This is a genomic window from Streptomyces sp. NBC_00667 (genome assembly GCF_036226825.1).
In the GTDB taxonomy this organism is placed as follows: Bacteria; Actinomycetota; Actinomycetes; order Streptomycetales; family Streptomycetaceae; genus Streptomyces.
On sequence record NZ_CP109022.1, the window covers coordinates 4,582,115 to 4,603,684 of the forward strand.

Annotated in this window: 21 protein-coding genes and 1 pseudogene; 14 read left to right on the top strand and 8 right to left on the bottom strand. The window is 68.2% G+C overall.

From position 1 onward, the window contains the following. Window positions 1-15: 15 nt before the first annotated feature. Together ligD and OHA81_RS21415 are read left to right on the top strand one after the other, a co-directional pair. Complete coding sequence (gene ligD / locus OHA81_RS21410; RefSeq protein WP_329198261.1) at window positions 16-900, top strand: non-homologous end-joining DNA ligase; 885 nt, start codon at window positions 16-18, stop codon at window positions 898-900. Next, the gene (locus tag OHA81_RS21415) at window positions 897-1,802 is read left to right on the top strand and encodes an ATP-dependent DNA ligase (protein WP_329198263.1); all 906 of its coding nucleotides are present in this window, start codon (window positions 897-899) and stop codon (window positions 1,800-1,802) included. Before ligD ends, OHA81_RS21415 begins: the two co-directional genes overlap by 4 nt. 88 nt (window positions 1,803-1,890) lie before the next feature. On the opposite strand, the gene OHA81_RS21420 is transcribed toward OHA81_RS21415, so the two are convergent. Beyond that, window positions 1,891-2,331: a DUF6479 family protein gene (locus OHA81_RS21420; RefSeq protein ID WP_329198265.1), complete on the bottom strand. Its 441-nt coding sequence runs from the start codon at window positions 2,329-2,331 to the stop codon at window positions 1,891-1,893. A 97-nt stretch (window positions 2,332-2,428) separates the two neighbouring features. Continuing rightward, entirely contained in the window at window positions 2,429-3,412 is a 984-nt protein-coding gene (locus OHA81_RS21425) for an XdhC family protein (protein WP_329198267.1), read from the bottom strand. Window positions 3,413-3,640: 228 nt separating this feature from the next. Here OHA81_RS21425 and OHA81_RS21430 point away from each other — a divergent pair. Next, a pseudogene (locus OHA81_RS21430) lies at window positions 3,641-4,276 on the top strand (phosphoribosyltransferase); the annotation flags it as partial. Between the two features lie 81 nt (window positions 4,277-4,357). On the opposite strand, the gene OHA81_RS21435 reads toward OHA81_RS21430, so the two are convergent. Continuing rightward, window positions 4,358-5,599 carry a phospholipase D family protein gene (locus tag OHA81_RS21435; RefSeq protein WP_329198269.1) on the bottom strand — a complete coding sequence of 414 codons (1,242 nt, stop codon included), beginning with the start codon at window positions 5,597-5,599 and terminating at the stop codon, window positions 4,358-4,360. A gap of 140 nt (window positions 5,600-5,739) precedes the next feature. Between OHA81_RS21435 and OHA81_RS21440 the strand changes: the two genes are divergently transcribed. Together OHA81_RS21440 and OHA81_RS21445 are read left to right on the top strand one after the other, a co-directional pair. Continuing rightward, a complete protein-coding gene (locus tag OHA81_RS21440; protein WP_443056785.1) occupies window positions 5,740-7,368 on the top strand; it encodes an Eco57I restriction-modification methylase domain-containing protein in 1,629 nt (542 codons plus the stop codon). Window positions 7,369-7,988: 620 nt separating this feature from the next. Next, window positions 7,989-10,130, top strand: coding sequence for a hypothetical protein (locus OHA81_RS21445; RefSeq protein ID WP_329198272.1), 2,142 nt, complete (start codon window positions 7,989-7,991; stop codon window positions 10,128-10,130). A 68-nt stretch (window positions 10,131-10,198) separates the two neighbouring features. Here OHA81_RS21445 and OHA81_RS21450 read toward each other — a convergent pair whose 3' ends face one another. The 5 genes from OHA81_RS21450 to OHA81_RS21470 all read right to left on the bottom strand — a co-directional run bounded on the left by OHA81_RS21450 (window position 10,199) and on the right by OHA81_RS21470 (window position 14,412). Next, window positions 10,199-10,585 carry a DUF4145 domain-containing protein gene (locus OHA81_RS21450; protein WP_329198274.1) on the bottom strand — a complete coding sequence of 129 codons (387 nt, stop codon included), beginning with the start codon at window positions 10,583-10,585 and terminating at the stop codon, window positions 10,199-10,201. Window positions 10,586-11,204: 619 nt separating this feature from the next. Further along, complete coding sequence (locus OHA81_RS21455; RefSeq protein ID WP_329198276.1) at window positions 11,205-11,663, bottom strand: deaminase; 459 nt, start codon at window positions 11,661-11,663, stop codon at window positions 11,205-11,207. Beyond that, a complete protein-coding gene (locus OHA81_RS21460) occupies window positions 11,660-12,343 on the bottom strand; it encodes a RibD family protein (RefSeq protein ID WP_329198279.1) in 684 nt (227 codons plus the stop codon). Before OHA81_RS21460 ends, OHA81_RS21455 begins: the two co-directional genes overlap by 4 nt. A gap of 41 nt (window positions 12,344-12,384) precedes the next feature. Next, window positions 12,385-13,803 carry a helix-turn-helix domain-containing protein gene (locus OHA81_RS21465; RefSeq protein ID WP_329198280.1) on the bottom strand — a complete coding sequence of 473 codons (1,419 nt, stop codon included), beginning with the start codon at window positions 13,801-13,803 and terminating at the stop codon, window positions 12,385-12,387. A 231-nt stretch (window positions 13,804-14,034) separates the two neighbouring features. Then, entirely contained in the window at window positions 14,035-14,412 is a 378-nt protein-coding gene (locus OHA81_RS21470) for a winged helix-turn-helix domain-containing protein (RefSeq protein WP_329198281.1), read from the bottom strand. Window positions 14,413-15,197: 785 nt separating this feature from the next. On the opposite strand from OHA81_RS21470, the gene OHA81_RS21475 reads away from it, so the two are divergent. The 9 genes from OHA81_RS21475 to OHA81_RS21515 all read left to right on the top strand — a co-directional run bounded on the left by OHA81_RS21475 (window position 15,198) and on the right by OHA81_RS21515 (window position 21,522). Beyond that, window positions 15,198-15,500, top strand: a complete 303-nt coding sequence (locus tag OHA81_RS21475; RefSeq protein WP_329198282.1) for a hypothetical protein — start codon at window positions 15,198-15,200, stop codon at window positions 15,498-15,500. Beyond that, on the top strand, window positions 15,497-16,141 hold the full coding sequence (locus tag OHA81_RS21480) for a GGDEF domain-containing protein (RefSeq protein WP_329198283.1): 645 nt from the start codon (window positions 15,497-15,499) through the stop codon (window positions 16,139-16,141). The genes OHA81_RS21475 and OHA81_RS21480 overlap by 4 nt, the downstream gene beginning before the upstream one ends. Then, window positions 16,141-17,229 (top strand): conjugal transfer protein, encoded by a 1,089-nt coding sequence (locus OHA81_RS21485; protein ID WP_329198285.1) that lies wholly within the window; start codon window positions 16,141-16,143, stop codon window positions 17,227-17,229. The genes OHA81_RS21480 and OHA81_RS21485 overlap by 1 nt, the downstream gene beginning before the upstream one ends. Further along, the gene (locus OHA81_RS21490; protein ID WP_329198287.1) at window positions 17,229-17,612 is read left to right on the top strand and encodes an RRQRL motif-containing zinc-binding protein; all 384 of its coding nucleotides are present in this window, start codon (window positions 17,229-17,231) and stop codon (window positions 17,610-17,612) included. The genes OHA81_RS21485 and OHA81_RS21490 overlap by 1 nt, the downstream gene beginning before the upstream one ends. A 95-nt stretch (window positions 17,613-17,707) precedes the next feature. Further along, the gene (locus tag OHA81_RS21495; RefSeq protein WP_329198289.1) at window positions 17,708-19,933 is read left to right on the top strand and encodes a cell division protein FtsK; all 2,226 of its coding nucleotides are present in this window, start codon (window positions 17,708-17,710) and stop codon (window positions 19,931-19,933) included. Window positions 19,934-20,073: 140 nt separating this feature from the next. Further along, a complete protein-coding gene (locus OHA81_RS21500) occupies window positions 20,074-20,325 on the top strand; it encodes a hypothetical protein (RefSeq protein ID WP_329198291.1) in 252 nt (83 codons plus the stop codon). Window positions 20,326-20,348: 23 nt separating this feature from the next. Next, complete coding sequence (locus OHA81_RS21505; RefSeq protein ID WP_030708098.1) at window positions 20,349-20,543, top strand: hypothetical protein; 195 nt, start codon at window positions 20,349-20,351, stop codon at window positions 20,541-20,543. An 11-nt stretch (window positions 20,544-20,554) separates the two neighbouring features. Beyond that, the gene (locus OHA81_RS21510) at window positions 20,555-21,004 is read left to right on the top strand and encodes a hypothetical protein (protein WP_329198295.1); all 450 of its coding nucleotides are present in this window, start codon (window positions 20,555-20,557) and stop codon (window positions 21,002-21,004) included. A gap of 11 nt (window positions 21,005-21,015) precedes the next feature. Next, entirely contained in the window at window positions 21,016-21,522 is a 507-nt protein-coding gene (locus OHA81_RS21515) for a hypothetical protein (protein WP_329198296.1), read from the top strand. The last annotated feature ends 48 nt before the right edge of the window (window positions 21,523-21,570 follow it).

A 21,570-nucleotide genomic window follows, 5' to 3' on the forward strand; every position in this document is an offset into this window, starting at 1 on the left:
TGGCAATCTCATCGTATGACGCCGATCACCGTGGTGGAGGGGCGGCGCATCGCTCTCAGCAACCTGCACAAGGTCCTCTATCCGGAGACCGGCTTCACCAAGGGCGAGGTGCTGCACTACTACGCCACCGTCGCGCAGCCCTTGCTGGCCCACGTCCACAACCGGCCGGTGTCGTTCCTGCGCTATCCCGACGGCCCCGACGGGCAGCTCTTCTTCACCAAGAACCCGCCACCCGGTACCCCCGACTGGGTGAAGACCAGCCCCGTCCCGCGGTCGGAGGACCCCTCCGCCGAACAGGTGCTCATCGCCGACATGCCCTCCCTCATGTGGGCCGCCAACCTCGTCGTCGAGTTCCACGTCCACCAGTGGACCGCGGGAAGCCCCGCCCTCGCCGACCGGCTGATCCTCGACCTCGACCCCGGAGCGCCCGCCACCGTCGTGGAGTGCTGCGCCGCCGCCCTCTGGCTGCGCGACCGGCTCGCCGCCGACGGCCTGCACGCCTACCCCAAGACCTCCGGCGCCAAAGGCCTCCACCTGTCCGCGCCCCTGGAGCCGACGCCCTCCGCCAAGGTGTCCGCGTACGCCAAGAAGCTCGCCCAGGAAGCCGAACGGGAACTCCCGGAACTCGTGGTGCACCGCATGGCCAAGGCGCTGCGGCCCGGCAAGGTCTTCGTCGACCACAGCCAGAACGCCGCCGCCAAGACCACCGCCGCGCCCTACACGCTGCGCGCCCGCGCCCGTCCGACCGTCTCCGCGCCCCTGACCTGGGCGGAGGTGGAGGCCTGCTCCGACCCCTCCCAGCTGGTGTTCCTCGCCGACGACATCGCGCCCCGGCTCGCCCGCTACGGCGACCTCTTCGCCCCGCTCACCGACCCCGCGCAGGCCGGGGCGCTGCCGTGAGCCGGGTACGGGTCGCGCTCGCCGCCGCCGTACGGACCCTTCCGCTGGCGGCGGGACTGGCGTACGAGCCGAAGTTCGACGGCCACCGCCTGGTCATCCTGCGCACCACGGACGCCGTGGTCCTCCAGGCCCGCTCCGGCCGGATCGTGACGAGCGCGTTCCCCGACCTGGCACTGGCCGCCCAGCGGCTGCCCGCCGGGACCGTCCTCGACGGGGAGGTCGTGGTCTGGCACGAGGGCCGTACCGACTTCGCCCTCGTCCAGCGGCGCGCGGCGGCCACGGCGGCCCGCGCGCCGCTGCTCGCGCAGAGCCTGCCGGCCTCGTACGCCGCGTTCGACGTGCTGGAGCTGGCCGGGGTCGACGTACGCGGCCGCCCGTACGAACGGCGCCGGGCGCTGCTGGTGGACCTGCTGCTCCCGCTCGGGCCGCCGCTCCAGCCGGTGCCGATGACGACCGACCCGGAGCTCGCCGCGACCTGGTTCGAGACGCTGCCCGCCAGCGGTATCGAGGGCCTGGTCGTCAAACGGCTGGACCAGGCCTACCCGGCGGGCAGGCGCGCCTGGCAGAAGCTGCGCCACACCGACGTCCGGGACGCGGCGGTGATCGGCTACACCGGTACGCCGCGCCGGCCGTCGGCGCTGGTGCTGGTGGTGCCGGGCGACGACGAGGCCCCGCTGGTGTCGAGCCCGCTCTCGGCGCCGCTGCGCAGGGAACTGGCCCAGACCCTGGCCGCCCGTACGGACGACGCCCCGGCCTGGACGGCGCCGAGCCCGACCGTCACGGCGGTCGGGCTCGGGGAAGTGGCGTACCGGCCGCTCGACCCGCCCCTGTCGGCGGAGGTCCGGCACACCTCGCTGCGGCACCCGCCGCCCGAGGTGCTCCGGCTGCGCACCGACCTGTGAGGGGTCGGCTGCGCACCGACCTGTCAGGGGTCGGCTGCGCTCCGACCTGTCAGGGGGCAGGTCGGGAGCGGCCCGCGAGGAGGCCCCGCTAGGAGTGGCCCGCCCCCCCGTGGGGCGGGGCCACCGGCGGCTCCGGCGGGGTCGGTGGGGCGGGCGGCGGAGGCTCGGTCACCTCGGAGGAGGGCCGCTGGCCGGCGTGCGGGTGGGAGTGCTGGTACCCGGACTCGCGGGCCGCGCGGACGTCGTCGGGGTGGGTCGAGGTGGTGGACCCGAAGTTGCCGAAGCCCTGCATCTCGTGCGGGCGCAGACCTCCCTCGGGGAACTCCACGGGGTCCCTCTCCTCGCGCACTTCGTACACCGCACCGCCCTCGGGCAGGTGCGGGTGGCTCTCGGGAGTGGGCGGCGGCGGCTCCTTGGCGCGCACCCGCTGGCCCAGCTTGAAGGCGGCGAGGAGGAACGCGACGATGATCAGCCCGACGAAGACGAACCAAACGGAATTTTGCGCGTCTTCCAGTGCGATCGTGTTCATACGTACTATTTTCCCGCATTCAGTACGTAATCACCCGATGTGTTCGCCCAACACGGGGACAGGGCCGCAGGCCCCTCGCGGCGGCCGCGCCCCTGCGCTACCCGCTCACCGGCCTGTCCGAGTCCCGCAGCCCGCCGCCGTCCCGGCCGCCGAGCACCCCGAGGATCTCCGCACAGATGGCCAGGGCCGTCTCCTGCGGCGTCCGCGCGCCGAGGTCGAGGCCGATCGGGCCGTGCACCCGGGCCAGTTCGGCCTCCGTCACCCCGGCCGCCAGCAGCCCCTCACGGCGCCGGGCGGTGGTGCGGCGGGAGCCGAGCGCGCCCACGTACGGGACGCCCAGCGCGAGCGCCGTGCGCAGGGCCGGCACGTCGAACTCCGGCTCGTGGCTGAGCAGCACCAGGCAGGCGGCGTCCCGGTGGGCGCTCAGCACCTTCTCCGCCTCGGCGGCCGACTCCACCGCCACCGCGCCCCACTCCAGCAGCCCGGCCTGCCGCGCGATGATCTCCGCGAGCTCACCGGCCCCGCCGATCACCACCTGCGGCGCGGACGGGTACGCCTCCACCAGCACCAGCCCCGAGCCCCCGTACAGGGCGTCCCGCCCCGGCCGCCGCGTGCGCAGCAGCTCGCCGGCCCGCCGCGCGGCGTCGTCGGCCGGGGCGTCGACGGCCCGCACGACCTCGCTCACCGCCCGGTCCGCGGCCTCGTTCAGCCGGGTGACCAGAGCCGCCCCGTGCCCGGCCTCCAGCAGCTCCCACCACTCGGCCGGGATCTGCGCCAGCGGCTGGAGCAGGACCTCCGCCCGGCCGCCACAGGTCAGCTTCGCCCCCACCGCCTCCGCGCCGCCGACGGAGACCTCACACACCCGCGCGGTGTCCCCGGCCCCCATCGCACCCGCCTCCGCGACGAGTTCGGCGTCGAACACCCCGCGGTACAGGGCCCCGACGCATTCCCCCCGGGCGTCCACGAGCACCGCCCCGGCCGGGTCCCGCGGCCCGAACCCCTGCTCGGTGACGGGCCGCGCCAGGTACCCGTTCCGGCCCTCGGCCACCCACTGCAGCGCCGTACCCACCAGCTCACGCATCGCGTCCGCCCCATCCTCGTCGTCAGAGCCGCCACCGGCCGGCGCCTGGTCGGCGGCGTCCGACGGCCTTGTCCGCAAAACCTATGCACACCGCTCACGGCTACCCATCCCCCGAACCCACAGACCCGGCACCACCTCCTTCGTACGAGTTGTGCGTCTGACGCGCAGGGCGTCCCCGGCCCCTTCGTCCGAGTTGCGCCACGGCGCCCGGGGGCGTTGGTTCGAAGGGTGCTGTTCACCGACCGAGACGACGCCGGCCGCCGCCTGGCCGAGGCCCTGCGCCCCTACGGGCCCCGCCGACCGGTGGTGCTCGGCCTGCCCCGCGGCGGGGTCCCGGTGGCGTCCCACGTGGCCCGGGCGCTCGACGCCCCGCTCGATGTGGTCGTCGTACGGAAGCTGGGGGTCCCGGGCCACCGCGAGCTGGCGTTCGGCGCCCTCGGCGAAGGCGGCGTACGGGTGATCAACGAGGACATCGTCCGCCGCGCCCGGCTGCGCCCCGAGGACATGGCGGAGGTCGAACGGGCGGAGCGGGCCTCGCTCGCCGTCCAGGCCGACCGCTTCCGCGGGGGCCGCCCCCGTCTGCCCGTCGCCGGCCGCACGGCGATCCTGGTGGACGACGGCATCGCCACCGGCGCGACGGCGGCCGCCGCCTGCGAAGTCGTCCGCGCCCAGGGCGCGACCCACGTCGTCATGGCCACCCCGGTCGCCCCGCCGGACGCCGCCGCGCGCCTGCGCGCCTCGGCGGACGAACTCGTCTGCCTCTCCACTCCGCCGGGCTTCTCCTCCGTGGGCGAGTGGTACCGCGACTTCTCCCAGACCTCGGACGCCCAGGTCGTCACCCTCCTGAGCCCCGGGGCCCCACAAGACCCGGGCTGATCCTGCGGCCGCGCGCACCGCCTGCCACGGGAGCGCTGCCGGCGCCCGCCGGGGGTTACCAGACAGCCGTCAGCTCACCTTGATCTCCCCGATCGGGTCCGCGGAAAGGGTGAGGCGCCGCGAGCCGTCCTCGAAGGTCTCGAGCGTGACGTAGTGCCCCGTGTGGTCGTGGGCTTTCAGGTACGCCGTCAGTTCCTTTCCCCAGTGGAGCCAGGTCGGAACGTTGTCCTGGCCCGCGATCCGGAAATCGGCGTGATCGATGACGACTTCGTACACACCCAAGGGCTTCGTGCCGACGAAGACTTCGAACGGCACTTTGGCCTTCTCCTGCACTCCTCTGGAGGTCTCCTTCGCCACCCACTGCGCGTCCCCGAAGAAGACCTTGCGGAAGTAGGTCTTCTGGTCGATGGGATGCTGCGCCCGCGAAAGCTTGAGGTTCCCGGTGATTTTGGTCTCCGCCTTCGGAGGCCGTTGGGCATCGCTGGCCGACATCTTCTTGCACCAGGAATGGCTCAGCAGCTCCGACGGCGTGGCCGGCTGATCGTCCACGACGTCGACCCCGTCCACCTGGTCGAGACCGTCCACATGGTCGAGGAGGTCCTGTGGAGGGCCGGCCGATCCCTTCTTTCCGATCTTTCCGGTCTTTGCGGGCTTTCCCGGATCGGCCGTCTTGGGGTGCCGGGACCGGCCGAAGACCGGCTCACCCCCTTCGGTGCGGGTGGCCCCGGACCGTTGCCGTCCGGCCATGCGGATCTCGTCACCGATCCGGAAGACGGGGGACTCGATCAGCAGCTTGATCAAGGCGTCGTCAAGGGGCTTGCAGACATCGCTGTCTTCGAGGAGCTGGTCGAAGAGGGCGGTGAACTGACCGGCGAGTGCCACGTCATCCGGTGAGGCGAAGGATCCGGAGATCTCGACGGCGGCTTCGTAGTTCCAGAAGACGCCACCGGCGGTGAGGTTGTTCGACCCGATGAACACGGACCAGTCGTCGGCGCCGGTGAAGAAGTAGATTTTGGGGTGGAACGTGCGACCCGTTTCGTGGAATACGTAGGACGCATCGCAGATTTTGTGCACCAGGTGAAGTCCCTGACGGGTGGCGCCACCCTCGCTGATGCCCACCACTGCCGTGATCTTGTTTCCCCGATCGCGGAAGGCGCGGAAGTCGCCCTCCACCCGCGAGAGTCCGCTCTGTTTCGCCCAGGCCGTTGCCATGCGCAATTCGGCATACCTGTCATCTGCGCAGCGGGAGGCCAGGAACTGGTGAAGATTCGGCGAGCTTGCATACGGCTGGCCCACGAGACTGATTCGCATGGATGATCACCGTGCCGTAAGCGGCTCCGGGTGGCAAGCGGGATTCCGACTTATTACGGCTGGTCCCTTCTGTCTGTCCCAGCCTCTAGACTCGACTGGCGATCGACCGACGCCTGGAGGGCACAGCACACGTGAAGACCATGCAACAGGTGTCCGCCGACAAGCTGCGCGGCGGGTTCTACTCGCCTCAGGCCCTGGTCGCCGTGTGCCTCGACCGGCTGCGCGACCTGCTGCCCGACTCCCTGGACTCCCTGCGTCTGCTCGAACCCAGCGCGGGTGACGGTGCCTTCATCCGCGGTCTCGACGCCGACCCCCTGGGTAAGCGGGTCCGGGACCTGGTGGCCGTCGAACTCCTGGAGACGGAAGCGCGGCGCTGCGAGGAGGCCGGCGGTCGGGCTCCGTTCGAGACGGACATCAGGCACGGGAGTTTCCTCGACCCCGACCTGGTCCCCGAAGAAGGATTCGACGCGGCGGTGGGAAATCCGCCCTTCGTCCGGTTCCAATTCGTCAGCGACACGGAACGGAGCTATGCCGACCAGGTCGCGACGGGTATGGGAGTGACCCTCAAGGGGGTTTCCAACCTGTGGATTCCCATCTTCCTCTGCGCTCTGAACAAGGTGCGCGAAGGGGGCGCTTTCGCCTTCATCATCCCGGCTGAATGCCTCACGGGAATTTCGGCCGGGGCCGTGCGGCGGTGGCTGCTGCGCAACTGCTCTTCCGTTCGCGTCGACCTGTTCGGTCCGGGTTCCTTTCCCGGCGTCCTCCAGGAAGTGGTCGTCCTCAGCGGCCGCCGGGAACCTTCGGCCGCCGATGCCCGGTTGACGGTGTGGGACCACAGCGCCGCCGGGCGTGCCTGGCATCACTCGGCCTCCCCGGACGCGCCCACCTGGACCCGTTATCTCCTTTCCCCCGCGCAGTTGGAGGCCCTCGACGAGGTTTCCTCGCTGTCCTGCGTACGGAGTGCGGGAAGCTGGGTCCGCTTCGGGGTCGCGACCGTCACCGGCGCCAACGACTACTTCTCCGTCGACCGCGAAACGATCGAACAGTACGGCCTCGAAGGGTGGATCCTCCCCTTGCTGCCGAGGATCCGGAATGCCGAAGGCCTGGTCTTCACCCCCGAAGACCATGAGAGGAACGTCGACGAAGGCGCTCGCGCCGGCCTGATCGACTTCTCGCGCGGGGAATCCAGCCCGCTCGGGCACGACGGCGCCCTGCGCTACATCCACGCGGGAGAGCAGGCCGAGCTGCACACGCGGTACAAGTGCAGGATTCGCGAACCCTGGTACTGCGTGCCGGTGGTGGCGGCCGGAGACCTGCTCCTTTCGAAGAGGTCCCACCTCTACCCCCGAGTCGTGGTCAACGAAGTGTCGGCCATCACCACGGACACCATCTACCAGGGGAAGATGCTGGCGCCGGAGGCGATGCCGGCGCGTTCGTTCGCCGCCTCCTTCCACAACTCGCTGACCCTGCTGTCCGCGGAGATCGAGGGCAGGAGCTTCGGCGGTGGGGTGCTGGAACTGGTCCCCAGCGAGGTGGCGCGACTGCGGGTCATGGCGCACCCGTCGATGAGCGAGGAACTGGACCGGCTGGACCGGATTTCGCGTTCCGCCTCCGGCGATGTCGAGGAGGTCTTGATCCGCGAAACCGACGGGCAGTTGGCCAAGCGGATCCCGGAGATCTCGGACTCGACCCTCGGCCTCTTGGCCGAAGCGCGCACGGAGTTGCAGAAGCGGCGCCTCGACCGCAACCGCTCCTCGGTGCCCCTCTAGCCGGTCATCACGGCGGCGCCCGTTCCGCACGGGTCCGCGCGGCCCTCGGCGCCGGGGGTGACAACCGGGGCCGGCTCCGGGACGGCCGGACCGTGGCCGTCGGCCCCGCCGCGGGGGTGCCCGGGTGCGACAGGCGCCCGGGTACGACAAAGGCCCCGACCCGCGTTTCCGCTGGTCAGGGCCTTGGCACCTAAGGTGCCCCCGGCAGGATTCGAACCTGCGCACACGGCTCCGGAGGGCAACCGTGGATGCGGCACTGCAGAGACCTGACCTGCACCATTAGGGCGAGTGGTTCGGGCTAGCGGTGAGTTCACACGTCGGTCACACGCTTACGTCCCCCCTCTTGATCCCTCGCGGCATGGATGAGCGGTCGCCTCTCCCCCTGCTGGATCAGCAGCGCATGCGAGGCAAGTGGCCAGCGCGTTCGGCATGCCTGGCTGCCGACGCCCCACGTATCCCGCTGCGCTCGATCCAGCCGTTGCCGCTAAGAGCCCCAGGCCCCTCCCATTTGCGCGTAAAACGGGGAAGAAGCCTCAGAGCTCCTATTTCGCCATTCTTGGTGTGGCGTACCCACCCTGCGTGCTACGCATGTCACACCACTCGCTACTTAGGAGACAAACGTGTTGCTCTCAGATCTCTGCAACTCGCTGCGTGGGCCGATTGACTGGTATGGACTTCTGAGCGAGCAGTACGGGGTGCGTGAATCTAAGCAGGAGAACCTAAGCTACGAAGTGCCAGAGGTGCGCGAAGTGCGTATCTGCGAGCCACTCACGCCCTCGCTGGTTCTTATCACTGCGCCAGCCGCAGTAGGAAAGAGCACAGCAGCAGATTTTATGAGCAACTCTCTCAAATGCCCGATTCTTGATCTGTCTTCTCTTCAAGTTGGGGATGGGACGCTCGAGGGTGCGCTCTCTAAGTCGTTCGGAATTAGGAAGTGTGCCGAGTTCCTAGAGTCGCTAATGGGGAGCCAGGCGACTCTTATTATCGATGCTTTGGACGAAGCAGAGGTACGGTCGGGACAGGCCAACTTCAGGGCGTTCGTACGCGGCTTGGCAGACACTGCCTCGCAGGTTTCTGGTGATCGTGCGGCAATTGTGATCTTCTCGCGCGCCGAAAGTTCACGACTTCTTCAAGAGGTATTCGATGAGCGGCATTTGCAGTACGCCCATTTTGAGATCAGGCCATTCGGGAAGGAGCAGGCGCAGCGGTACCTTGAGCGACGGGTCAGTGATGTGTATCGAAGCCGAGAAAAAGAACTGCTGCACCTTAAGCACGTCGAGCCATTTGCCGAAGCTCGCAACGTTCTTTTTCGAGTGTTGGCGTCTGCCATTGACGCCAAGGTGGAGGATTTCTGGACGGAGTCCGATGTACGCGACTTTCTCGGTTACGCCCCAGTCCTCGACGTAGCTGCCGAATACCTCGCGGTTGACAACTTCGCCACACTCGGGAGCGCCATCGGGTTCTCTCAGGGGTCAGGTTTCGATCAGTGGGGGCTTGTGGCCACGGTGATCGATCAATTGCTCTTGCGGGAGCAGTCGAAATTTGTCGCCCAGTTCACGATGGTGGATATATTTCAACAGTATGGGAACCCGTCCCTGCATTCCATTCTCTACTCGCCTGAAGAGCAGTGCGCCCGTCTGCTCGACTACGTAGAAAACATGAGTCTTCCTCTCGAGCTGCCGGCGGGATTGCCGATCGCGCTTCGAGATGGCTACGAGACGGCTGCAGATACGCAGCTTTCGAACCATCCATTCTTGCGAGGCGATGGATGGTTCAACGTCATTTTTCGGGACTATGTCACTGCGCGGGCGCAACGAGCGCCGCATACTTCTGAAAGTGCGGCGAAGGCGATCAGGACTAACTTGCTTTCCTCTGGCTGGAAACATTCACCGATGTACGCCTTCTTCTCGCATGCCTTGGGCAGGGCTTCCGCCGGTCGAAGCTCGTACTGTCATTCAGAGGACGTTGGGGCCCTGTATGAATCCTTCAAATCGATTTGCGAGACAGAGGATCAGCTAGTTACCTCAGTTGGACGGTTTGCCAACAGGCTCGTAGCTACGTTCTCTATCGCACGCGGGAACGAAGAGAGCGTCGGGCCACTCATGTTCCTTACGCATGAGGGCACCACAAGCATTACATTTCCGCGAGAGTTGAGCTATGCAAACATCTGGGAAATCCCAGAGGTTATTCTTGGCGGAGACCAGCCCTCGTTCAAGTTCGGTCCCTCGGTCTATATTTCCTCCGCAGACCTGCTCTTCTCTTCGAGTGAAATTCAGGTCTACGTGGGGAGCGAAGAGACCCCCGTTCTGCTGACAGCGAAGACGCTGACTAGCGATAGCCTCAAGATCCAGGCAGACGCGCCGAAATTTATGGTTATATGCGAGGAGGAACTTTCGTTTCCGTGGTCGAAATATCAGCGTCGGATTGACCTGGGTGGGCTTGCCGCAGATTCCCGAGAGCAGCGTGCACTCTATCTAGAGTTGCGTCGAATCGTACTACGCTTTAAGGATGCCAAGGACGGTGAGGCGGCCGTTTTTCAGCCCTTCATGGACAATCTCGTGATCGGCGGAAATGCGAGGGCTCGAAAGGTGCTTGATTACCTCCAAGAGATCGGGTGTGTGAATCTCTCCAGGAGTATGTACCTGCTAGATTTCGCGAAATTTGCCGCTCTTGGGATCTCAAGGTCGCAGCTGCGTGATCTCGAAATGACGGATTCCGCCGTGAAGGTTTCTGTGGACCTTCTAAGGTTCTCGAAGAAGTAGAGGCGCGATCCTGAGGTTCGCGGGTCTGGCCCGGGGCGCCGACACCCCGGGCTTGCCAATCATGCGAGCTACTTGCTGGATCCCTGATCGGCTGACTTATTGGTCAGCGAGTTAAGTTCTCCAGGAACTTCGAAGAGGTTGCGCAGCAAGAGCGTCGTGAAGCGTAGAGCACCTTCCGCCGTCTCTTGGTCAACGTATTCGTCGCTCGCGTGGGCCCCCACGTTTCCCACTGCCCGAATGTGATGTAGAACAGGCCCGAAACTCTGCGTAACGTGCCCTGCGGAGATCAGTTTCTCAATACTTTTGACGAGAACCTTTTCTTTGATTTCGAAGTGGGCTGCGGCGGCCTCCAGAGTTCGTCGCAATTGCACGGCCGCAGCATCAGGAACTCCGGCGCGCAGCACTCGGATCGCATCCGAATAGTAGCGACTTACATCCTGCGGCAGATGATTCACAGTGTTTCCGCTGTCTGAATCCCTCGGTACGACCATGAAAACGGACTCGTCGTCAGATTTCGGGGGACTGTGTTCCAATAGGACTGCGCCTCCGCAGCTGGGGCATCCGAGCGTAGCCCAGTATCGACTGATCCCCGTTCTGGTCTTGAATGCTTGGTTTGACTCTGCGACGCTTAGTCGCGTGTTCGTGAGTCCACACCAGGGGCAATCACGGAAGGTGTGCTTTTCGTTCCATGGCATGCCCTGAGCGTAGTCCAACGGCCTCTAGATGGAGCGGTTTTCACCGATGTCTACCCAGTGGGTTGAGCGCACTGAGGTGCCGTACGCCGTTTATAAACCGGTCTGCGCGAAAGATTTAGCAGGGTGAAGGTTTGCAAGGGCTCTTGTGGCGGCAGCCCCGGTTGCTGACCGCCGTTGGGACTGGCCTAGCGGGCTCGATGACGTAGCTCGCTACGGGATGGCGCCGACTTCACGGCGCGTTCAGCGGCTGATGATGACCCCTGGCGATTCGGTCCGCAAGTGGTCGAGACACCGATGCTTTTCGGGTTCACGGGATCAGGTCCAGTTCACCTTTGAGGGCTGCTCCGACCGTTGTTTCAATGGCATTTCTCGGGCTGAGTTAGACCCCCCTGAACAGGTGAGCGTTTACTCTCCGAGCTTGGTTCGCCAGCTTCCGTAGTTCGATGACGTCTATACCTTCGGCCTCAAGGGTCTCCACGCCCACGCAGTCAGCTACCAGGAGGCTCGGTTCGCGCCAGGCGATCACTACTCGGCCGATGGGGGAGCGGAGGATCAGCTGGGTGCAGGTGAGGGGGCGGGACTTGCGCTCCGAGCAGGGTTCCAGCGTGCTGTAGAGCGTGGCGCCGGCCAGGCGGGGGTCGTCCGCTGGGAGCTTGGCCAGGGCTGATTCCTCGGCGTGGACGTGAGCGTCCGTCTCGCGGGAGTAGCCGGTGGCGAGCTCCTCGCCGTCGGCGCTCACGATGATGGCGCCGACGGAGAAAGCACCCTCGGCTGGCGGGCACTTGCGGGAGAGTTCGATGGCCCGTTCCATCCAGGTCACATCGTCGGCGTGCGTCATGCGGAGCCCTCCTGCTTGGGCAGGTAGCGGAGAAGGACGACGTCGCCGATGGTGCTGGCCTCTGCCAGGTGCATGCGGCGGGTGGAGCCTCCGGGGTAGGTGGCGGGGTTAAGGAAGCGGGGGGCGCCGGGGTCGCCGACGACCAGCGGGGCGATGGCGAGGTGAATCTCGTCCGCCAGGCCCTGCGAGAGGAAAGCGGTGTGGATCTGTCCGCCGCCCTCCACCATCAGCCGTTTTATGCCACGGGCTCCGAGGTCGTCCAGCAGGGCGCCGAAGTCGATGGCCGGGCCCGTGGAGACGACGTCCGCCAGACCGGCGAGGCGTCCGCGGAGCTTTTCCTCGCCCGCGTCCGTGGTGTAGGCGAGCTTCTCGCCGCCGTGGTGCCAGAACTTCAGGTCGGCATCGAGGTCTCCGCTCGCGGAGATGGTGACCTTCAAGGGGTACGCGGGCTTTCCTGAGGCGACCCGTGCCGCGCGCCGCTCCTCACTGTTTACCAGGAGCCGGGGGTTGTCGGACCGCATCGTGCCGGCGCCGATCAGGATGGCGTCGGACTCGGCGCGCACCTGGTCTACCCGGTCGAAGTCCTCGCTGTTGCTCAGCAGTAGACGGTCGGTGCTGGTGTCGTCGATGTAGCCGTCCACGGACGTGGCCACGCTCAGGAGGACGTACGGGCGGGGCATTGGGTCTCCTTCATGGGCTGGTCAGGGCGGAGGGAGCCTGTTCAGGCCTGGCGCAGTACTGCCTCGGTCAAAGCGTCCTTGAAGTCGCTCACGCCAGGGACCGTACGCCATTGATCAAGTGCGCCGTCGAGCTGGGCCAGCTCGCGCGAGATGCGGTCGGAGCCGGTCTCCTTCGCGATGGCCAGGGCCTGCAGTCCGATGGAAGCTGCCTGCTCGGCCTCGCCCGCGTGGGCCAGTGAGACGGCCTCCCGACCCAGGTAGACCCCGCGGTCTCGATGGAAGCTGGCGGGCAGTCGGCTGATGGCGTTCCGGAAGCCGGCCGCTGCTCCGTGGTGGTCTCCGAGTGCCGCGAGACTGTGTGCTCGCTGCACGTCTATGTACGCGCCGTCGAGCCAGACACCCCACGGCGAGGAAGGGTCCGGATCCATCGAGGCGTGGAGCTCCCGCGCGTGTTCGTAGGCCCGCTGCGCCATGAGCGGGTCTTTCCGCAGAGCGTGTCCGTGGGCCCCGTACGTAGCGGCCACTGCGGCGAGGCGACTCCTCGGCGCAGCGCGGTCCTCCGCGGCCTCGGCGACGTCGACGGCCTCGATCGGATCCTTCATGTCGCCAGCCAGCTGGCTGCGGCGCGCCAGGATGTACGTGGTCAGTTCGTCGTCGCCCGCCATGTGGGAGGCCTCCAGGGCCTCTCGCATCCAGTGCTGGGCAGCTCGGAAGTCCCCGAGGTCCTGGTAAAGCCAGCCGCACAGCTCGGAGTACTGGGTCTGCAGCTGGAGCAGTTGCCGACGATCGGTGCCGCGGCGATCCGCGCGGAGTTCCTTGATGGCGGCGATCTGCTGCTGGACCGTCGGTATCACCCGATGGGGACCGAACAGGTTGTCGTTGTCGATCAGCACCCGTCGGGTTGCCTGGAGCAGCTCGATCGGGTCGGCCCCTGAGGCGATGAGATCGGACCGTGGGGCAGGGCTCGCGGCCGCTGCAAGGTCGGAGGTCGCAGCGATCGCGGCACCAGCGCCGAGTGCGCCGATCAGAGCCCTTCGAGACAGGGACACGAAGATGATCCTTCCGTCATCGGAACGTACGGGGATGGACATCCCCTCCTCCGACGGTGCCCGAGGCTCCGATTCCCCAGCTAGAGCCACAGAGCCGTTGGCCACATGGGGCCCTCGATTAGCCACATCCCCTGTAGGGAGGGCCTCAACGCTGACCCCTTCGAGGATCGTTGCGTGGAGCCGGACGAGCGAGCCGCTCGCGCCGAGCGCGTCGTCGTACGCCCGGACCAGATCGGCGGATGCGGCCTGCCCGCCGCGCTCCACTCGTGCCATGTAGCTGGTGTTGAACAGGATCGATCGGCTGAGCTTGCCCAGCGATAAGCCCCTCTGCGTGCGCCAGGCGCGCATCTCGGCGCCGAGGTAATGCTGAGGGCTTGCATGCGGTGTCAGATCGTTCGGTCGCTGCCCCACTCGTCCCCCCTCATGCGGCCTATGTGGCCGCCCGAGGGCGGCCACATAGCAGATCTGTCGGTCCATCAAATACCTGGTCTACAAAGGATGCAGAGGGCAGCGACAGCCTAGCGGCGCAGGTCGGAGCCCTCCATTCGATCCGAGTGAAGGGGGCAGATTGTGGCAACGGCAGCTGATCGTGATTCCGGCGCGGGGCACGACGGTGATACCCGGGGAGGCGTGGGGCAGGAGCTACTTCTCCTCCAGCTCCGCAACCCGCTCGCGGAGGTCGGTGACCTCGCCTTGGAGCCGCGCCACCTGCTCGCGGAGCTCCGCGATGGCGGTCTCGGGGCCGGCGAGCTTGGCAGCGTCGGAGGCCTCGGCGGTCAGGAACGCCCCCTTGCCCTGGTGGCTTACCGCGAGACCGTCCGTCTTGAGCTGGCGGATGGCGTCGCGAGCCACGGTCACGGTGACGCCGTACGTCGCCTGGAGGTCCGCCAGGGACGGCAGCTTGCGCGACTCCGCGAACTCTCCGGCCGCGATCCTCCGTCGCAGCTGCTCAGCCACCTGCTGGTAGGCGGGCTTGCCGGTCCACTCGACCATCTGCACCTCATGTCTCTTCGCTGTCACTGCCTCAGTGTGCCCAAGTGGCACAGGGAGAGCTAGGACCCGCCCTTCTCTTCCGCGGAGAAGCACTTGCGCAACTCTGCCTCACAGTGCACTCTGAGGCAGAGTTGAGCTTCGCTGGAAGCCCGACCTGATCGGCCGCAAATGCCGCGTAGGCAAGCGCGATCGAGCCCTGCTTCGCCGTGCCCGGAGGGCCCTCGAAAGGGGTCTGAACGAAGCACTTGTTCCTTGAGAACTCAACAGCGTGCCAAGTGAGACGAGACGGGGCGTGATCCCCGTCCCCACGGCGACGGGACGTCGCCGGCGGCCACTTCTTCCGCGTGCTGGCTCTGGAGAACACCCCTCGGGGTGCCACCCGGTACGCGCCGCCCTGCTGGCGCCAGAGCAGTGACGATGGTGCACCCGACTCTCAGGCTCGGGACCGGCATGCCGTGGCAACGGTGCGCCGGTGAAGCCTCGCCCCTCCGATCGGGAGGCCGCTGTGTTCCCACGACCTACGTGGGCGCTGCCCGTGCTGGACCGGTACGGCCAGCCGCGCCCCATGCGTCACCGCTGAACTGCCTCGCGGCGCGGCCCGGCATCACGTCCGGTACTGCTTCGCGAGGCCCTCACGCCCTCCGCAGTTCTCCAACGCTGCGGCCGGTTGCCTCCCCTGCCCGTACGGCGCCCTCGCGCCCTACGGGCAGGGCTGCGGGGAGCCGCGAGATTCGGGCTTCACCCCCGGGCTGGTCGCCTCTCGCCAAAGACCGCGACCGCCTCGGCATCCCTTCGACTTCAGGAGAACGACGATGCGTACGTACATCGGCGGCCAGGAGGCCGTGAGCGTCGACGAGTTCATCGAACTGGCCCTCGGTACCCCGCTGGAGCTCTGGCTCGGGGTGGACGGGGAGAGTGAGGAAGAGCGCGCGGCCCGCCTGGACGCGGCCCGCGACATCCTCGCCGAATTCCCGGACCTGCCCGACGACGTGAGCCGGGTCGCTGCCCAGGTGATCGAGGCCAACGCCCCGGAGCTGTTCAACATCGCCCCGCTCGTGCGACGGCCGGCCGGTCGTCGTCCGGCGCACAAGGGCGGCAAGGGGGCCGCGGCATGAGCCACACCCTGACCGCCCTGTCGGCCGCCTTACCGCTCGCGTCCGGCTGGTCGGTTCACAGCCTGTGGATGCGGCGCCGGATCGAGACGGCCCGCCGCGACCCGCTCACCGGCCTGTGGACGCGGGATCCGTTCGAGGTCCGTGCGCGCAAGAGCCTCGCCCGGAGGCGCCAGCTCGCCGTGCTCGTCTTGGACCTCAACCGCTTCAAGGAGATCAACGACACCCTAGGCCACGCGGCCGGAGACGCGGTCATCCGCGCGACCGGGCAGCGCCTGGGCCAGTGGGCCGAGGAGCACGCTGGCGTAGCCGGGCGCCTGGGCGGGGACGAGTTCGCCGCTGTCATCCCCGGCTACGGCATCGACAAGCTGCGCGCAGACCTGCACATGCTCACCGCTCGACTGGACCGGCCGGTGCCGTTCGATGGCCACCCGGTCGAGGTGCACACGTCGATCGGCGCCGCGTACTACCGCGCCGGCGCCGGGGAGCTCTCCACGCTGCTGCGCCGTGCGGATGAGCAGATGTACCGGGCCAAGCAGCGCGGCGGAGGCTGGCGCATCGCTCAGCGGTTGACCGTCCCGGAGATGCGGACGGTCAACGGCCGTCGGGACGGCCGCCGCGGCACCGGCGGTGAGGCGGCGTGATGACGACTCGCAGGTCACTGACCAAGGCGCAGAGGGTCGTCCTCACGGCCGCGTTCGTTCCCATGGTGGCCACTGGCGTCGCCGGCGGAGCGGGCACATTCAGCAACATCAGGAGTGCCTACGGCTCAGGTACGGCGATGGGAGCGGTCGCGGCCGGTGAGGGAGCGACCGCCGTTCTGGCGCTGGTCCTGCTCGGGCTGACGATGCTGGGGCAGTCCTCCCCGGGGATCATCCGGGTGGGCCTGTGGGCACTGCCCGCCGCCGCGTCGGTGATGGCCGCGATGGCCGCCGATGACCCGGGCCGCACCGTGATCTACGCCGTGACGCCGATGGGTATGTGCGTGTCGGCCGAGGGCATGGCGTTCCTTGCCCGGCGGATCGTGGTCCACCAGGACGGCCGCGACGCCGAGGCCGAAGCCAAGGCGGCCGCCGTGGTGCGTGCCCTGGCCTACCACCGGGGTCGTGCCAAGAACCATCCGTCGGGTTGGGTGCGGAAGTGGTCCGACCGGACATCCTGGCGGCTGGCCCGGAAGGTCGGGCTCGGTGATGCATCGCTGGGTGCCAGGCTCCTGGACGTCCAGCGCGACCGGCTGACCAGCGGCGCGGATGCCGCCCTCGCCGCCATGTTCACCGGACCCGCAAACCAGGATGGAACGCCTGAGCTCACTGTAAACCGGTTGGGGTCTGACCAGCACGAGTCGACCGCTGAGCCCCCGACCATGGTCGCCGAACTGCCCTCTTCGGAGTCGGCGGACCCGGCTCCGGCCATTGAGTCAGCCGAACCGGTTGAGCCGGTGCCAGTAGCCGAGACAGTCGGGCTTCCCCAGTCGGCTCCTGCGAAGGCGGTCGCGGCCACGGAGTCCGCTCCGCGTAGGGCGACCGGTCGGGTACCGCAGTCAGCCCGGACGCCCCGACCGACTCGCACCCCGGAGGAGCTCCTCGTCGAGGCCCGGTCGGTCACGGCCGACTGGCCCGACGTCGAGTTGACCGCGGAGAGGATCCGCAAGGCGGTTCGTACGTCGTCCGCCAACGGCCGGACGCTGCGTGATGCGCTCAGGGCCGAGCGGGCCGAGCCCGAGGCAGCCTGATGACGTCGCTGACGTTCGCCAAGTGCTTCGACCCGGACGGCGCCCGTTTCGGGATACCGACCTACCCGTGGCGCCTTGCTCCCGAGGGCCTGGCGACCCGCCGCCAGCTCCGCGCCGAGGGGCTGCGGCCCGGCGGCCAGCCGATCGCCGCGCAGCTCGTGCGGCCCCGGTTCCGGCGCGAGCCGCTGGTGGCCTACCTGTACCGCGTCGACCTGGCCAAGCCCGTTCGGCCGATGACCTCGCGCAAGTGGGGTGCGCTCGCTCTGGCGATGCTCGCCCGCCGCACCTGCCCTCAGTGCTCCACCGACGCCGGATACGTCATCCCGGCCTCGCTCGGTATGTGCGTGCCCTGCGCCTACCCGGAAGAACAGCGCGCCGCCTGACCCGCACCGATCACGTCGTGCGGGGCCCGGACGGAAGGCCGTCCAAAGCACCGTCCGGGCCCCCTTCTCAACTCCACAGAGGGAGCAGACCCATCGTGTCTGAGATCCACGTCATCGAGCAGCCGGCCGAAGAGCCGGACCGCACACAGAACTCCCCGGGGTCGGCGTCAGTCCTGCCGTTCCCCGGGCAGAAGGGCAAGACCCAGCCGTTGGCCCCCGGCGAGGCCAGGCCGGGGGAGTGGGAGGCCGAACTTCCCGACGACCAGCCGGACGACAACGGCGAGGTCGCCGAGGGCGATCCGGTGGACCCGCCCAAGCACGAGTTCCCGCCCTCGATCGCCGAGGTGATCGAAGCCAAGGACAAAGCCCGCCGGCCCGTGCTCCCGGACTGGCTGACCAGCGCCAAACAGCGTGCCGCCGTCGCCAAGTGGGCGGCCGGCCACTACGGCCGGACGACCGCCTACCACCTGGTGCGAACCCCCGTGTACTCGGCGAAGCTCTTGGCCTACGCCCCGCGCGGTGCCTTCCGCTGGGTGGGTGCGAGCGGCCGATGGGTCTCCGACGCCGAGGGCCTCCCGGTCCGCCTCGCTGCCGTCCGTACCGAGGACGCGGGGGAGTACCTCAAGCTCTCCCGGCAGCGGGACGCCCGGGTGAAGCTGCGCAGCATCATCGCCACCCTGGCCGGCGTGATCGGCCTCGGCGCGGCTCTGGCCATGTGGGTGCTGGCCCCGGCCTGGCTCCTGACCCTGGCCCTGATCGCTCTGACCGGAGCTCTCGGGTGGGCGGGCACGCCGGCGGACCGGCCGCTGATCGATGCGGCCAAGGTGAAGTTCCGCCACCGCAAGCTGACCTCCGACATCGTCACCCGCGCCTTCCTGGCCGCCGGACTGACCAAGCCGGACCAGGGCATCGCCTTCCCGCAGCCCATCCGGCAGGACGGCGACGGCTGGCGCGTGGTCGTGGACCTCCCGTACGGCAAGACGTTCTCCGACGCGGTCAAGAAGCGCGACGCGCTCGCCTCGGGCATCGACGTCGCCGAGACACAGGTGTTCCTCGACCGCGATACGACCAGCTCGCGCCGGGTCTCCATGTGGGTGGCCAACCGCGACCCGCTCGCCGTCCCGACCGGCCGCACCCCGCTCCTCGGCGCGGACCGCGTGGACTTCTGGAAGCCCTTCCCCTGGGGCCGAGACGAGCGCGGAGTCGAGGTCGAAATCAGCATGCTGTGGCTCTCGCTCCTCGTCGGCGCCGTCCCGCGGCAGGGCAAGACGTTCTCCGCCCGCACCATCGCCCTCGCCGCGGCGTTGGACCCGTACGTCCGCCTGTACGTGTTCGACGGCAAGGCATCCCCGGACTGGCGGAAGTTCGCGATGGTCGCCCACCGCGTCGGCTTCGGCACCGTCCCGCAGAGCGGCGTGGACCCGGTCATGCACCTGGTCAACTCGCTCCAGGAGCTCAAGGCCGACGTGGAGGACCGCTACCACCGGCTCTCCGAACTGCCGCTGCACGTATGCCCCGAGGGCAAGCTGACCCCGGCCATCTCGCGGGACAAGAAGTACGACATGCCGCTCGTGCTCTTCGTGGTGGATGAGGTGCAGGAGTACCTGATGCACCCCGTCCACGGGAAGACCATCCTTGACCTGCTGGTCTTCCTCGCCAGGGTCGCCCCCGCGGTCGGCGTCTCGGTGATGACCGCGACGCAGAAGCCCGACGACACCGCCTGCCCGTCCGTGCTCCGTGACCAGCACCAGGCCCGATTCGCCCTGCGCGTCGGCGCCTACCAGGTGTCGGAGACCATCCTCGGCGCCGGATCGTACGGCGAAGGCCTGGACGCCTCCCGGCTTTTGAAGTCCCACAAGGGAGTGGGCCTGCTCAAGGGCATGTCCGACGACGCCGGCATCGTCCGCACCTACCTCGCCGACGGCCGCGACGCGGAGACCATCCTCAGCCGCGCCCAGGCACTCCGGCAGGCGGAGGGCACACTCAGCGGCGACGCTGCCGGAGAGGCGCCGGCTGATGCCGCGCTCGCCACGATCCTGGATGACATCGCCGCTGTCATCGGCAAGGGTGAGGCCAAAATCTGGTCCGAGACCATCGTGGACCGGCTCGCCCAGCACCGGCCCGAGGTCTACGGGCCGTGGGCGGAGATGGATCCCAAGCCCAAGGCCGAACAGCTCACGGCAGCGCTCAAGCCGTACGGCATCGGCACCGACCAGATCGGCCGCCGCATCGACGGCAAGACCGTCAACAAGCGCGGCATCGAGCGCGCCCACATCGCCAAGGTGATTACGGAGCGCAACAAGAAGCAGGACGCCGGGTAGCCCCACAGGGTCGCTGGTGCTAGCAGCGGACGTCGCTAGCGCTAGCGACCCCGCTAGCGGCCCGTACGCCACCTGATCAGGTCGCTAGCAGATAGCGGCCCACCTGCGGAAACCGCCGAATCCGGCCCTGGAGGCCTCTTGTGACCCTCTTCCTGCTCGCTAGCGCCTTCACCCTGCTCTTCACGCTCAGTTACGTCTGCCTGTGTGCGGCCTCGCCGTTCGGACGCTGCCGCAAGTGCAACGGACTCGGCTTCGCCCTCGCCCACGACCGCAAGGGCAAGCCCAAGCGCGGCAAGCACTGCCGCCGCTGCGACGGCCACGGCATCCGCATCCGGGTCGGCCGCCACCTCTACAACCTGTGGGCCCGCACCTACCGCAACGGCACCCGCTGAACCCCACACCGACTGGAGTCGCAATGACCTTCACCATCTCCGCGGTCCTGCTCTTCGGCGCCGGATCGTTCGTCGTCCTCAAGTCCAAGTCCGCCGGAGCCGGAGCCGCGATCGTCCTGTTCCTCTTCGGCTTCTTCACCGCCGGGACCGGCGCGTACGAGCCCATCACCAACCTCGTGAAGTCCGCCGCCGTCGCGGTCACTGACATCGCCGAGTAGGAGGCACCGCCGTGGACAACCACACCCCCGCTCGCCGGGAGACCACCGAGACCCACCACCCGATCCCCCTCGCTCCCGCTCCGCTGGCCGTCCACCACCCACACGCCGTCCCGGACATCCAGACCATCCAGCTCCCGGACGGCCGCATCATTACGGGCTACGCCATCGCTCCCGCCAAGGCCCCCCAGCCCGTCCCGGAACGGCCGGCCATCAACCCGCTCGCCATCAACATCGCCCTCGGCGGGATCGGGTTCGCCGCGGCCTGCGGCGGGCTGATGCTCCTGACCACCTTCATCGCTGCCGTCGCCGCGCTCATCCAGCAGCTCGTCATCCTGGCCGCCGTCATCTTCGGCGGCTTCATCGCCATCCAGGTCCTCGGCACCAACCACGGCCGCGACAACGGCGGGACGGTCGTCAACATCCGCCGGGCCGTCTTCAAGCGCAACAACTTCCGAGCGTGAAGGAGCCATCCATGTTCGAGATCCGCGTCATTTGCAGCCCGACCGAGGTACCCGAGATCACCAAGGCACTGGCCGAGACGTTCACGACCGGGCCGGTGCGTCGGCATGTCACCCGCGACGGCGAGCACGTCCGCCTGTACGTCATCGCTGAGCAGCAGCCGAGCCACTGGCCCGCTCCCGAGACGGCCTATGCCACCGCGCCGAGCGTCATCAGCGAGATCGGCTGGACCGCACGAGGAGTCCGGGACTGCCTGCACGACGTTCACGTCCGCGAGTTCTGGCTCCGTAAGGCCGCGCTCCTGGACCGGATCGCGCTCACCGACGACGACCCCGTGGGCGGCGACGCCGCCACTCTCGCCGTCGAAGCGGCCCGGCGCCTGATGGACATCGACCAGACCGCCGGCCTCGGCCCCAGCTGCTTCGCCGACGGCCCGTACACCCCGGACCACCCGGACAGCACCCGGGACCCCCGCGGCTACGTCCGCCAGGAGTACGCCCTCTGGAACCGGCACCACTAGCTGTGCCCGGGGCGGTCGCCTCTCGCCAAAGACCGCGACCGCCCCGGT